This window comes from Metasolibacillus fluoroglycofenilyticus (assembly GCF_003049645.1).
Lineage (GTDB): Bacteria > Bacillota > Bacilli > Bacillales_A > Planococcaceae > Metasolibacillus > Metasolibacillus fluoroglycofenilyticus.
In genome coordinates, this window is the sequence record NZ_PYWK01000016.1 from 1 (window position 1) to 1,042 (window position 1,042).

The following is a 1,042-nucleotide window of genomic DNA, read 5'->3' on the forward strand; positions in this document are numbered from 1 at the left end:
TGAACTGCTCCCCAATTGTTAGACACGTCTAACAATTGGAGGAGCAGTTTTTATATGGCTAAATATACATCAGAAGAAAAATTACAAGCAGTCCTACGCTACTTAGAAGGCAAAGAAAGTTCACATGAAATTGCTAAATCAATGGGAACAGATCACAAAGCAATTCTTAATTGGGCAAAACAATATGAGTATAACGGCGTAGAAACATTTATAAAACGATATACAAATTATTCGGCACAGTTTAAACTAGACGTACTAAACTATATGATTGAAAACGGTACGTCCTTACTTGAAACGGCAGCTATCTTTCATATAGCTACTCCTTCTACACTTCGTGTTTGGAAAAAACAATTTGAAACAAAAGGATTCGATGCCCTTCAATCAAAGAGAAAGGGGCGTCCATCCATGAAAAAAGAAACAAATAAACAGCCAAAACAAGCACCAGTAGAAGGCTCACCAGAAGCACTTCAAGCAGAAATCAATCGGCTACGTATGGAAAACGAGTATTTAAAAAAGTTGAACGCCTTAGTTCAAGCCAAGAAAAAATCACCAAAGAGGACAAAGTAAAAGTCATCTATGAATTAAGGCATAAATACTCGGTGAAGGCGCTTGTAGCGTTCGCAGAAATTCCACGTAGCACGTACTATGATTTAGTAAAGAAGATGAATCGTCCCGATCCAGATGCCGAGTTAAAGGCCAAAATTCAAGAAATCTATAAGGAACATGAAGGCCGTTATGGCTATCGTCGCATTCGTGATGAGCTAGCGAATCGTGGGCAAAAAGTGAATCATAAGAAAGTGCAACGCCTGATGAAAGCGCTAAGCTTAAAGTGCATCGTTCGTATGAAAAAATATAAGTCATATAAAGGGACAGTTGGTAAAATTGCGCCTAACATTTTAGATCGCCATTTTACAGCAAAAGCGCCTAATGAGAAATGGGTAACAGATATTACAGAGTTTAAGTTATTTGGTGAAAAGCTTTATTTATCGCCTGTTTTAGACTTATTTAATGGCGAAATTATTACGTATACAATTGGCTCTAG

1 pseudogene is annotated in these 1,042 nt (G+C 37.3%); it reads left to right on the top strand.

Annotated elements, in window-relative coordinates:
• Positions 1–54: 54 nt before the first annotated feature.
• Positions 55–1,042, top strand: a pseudogene (locus C9J36_RS17040) (IS3 family transposase); the annotation flags it as partial.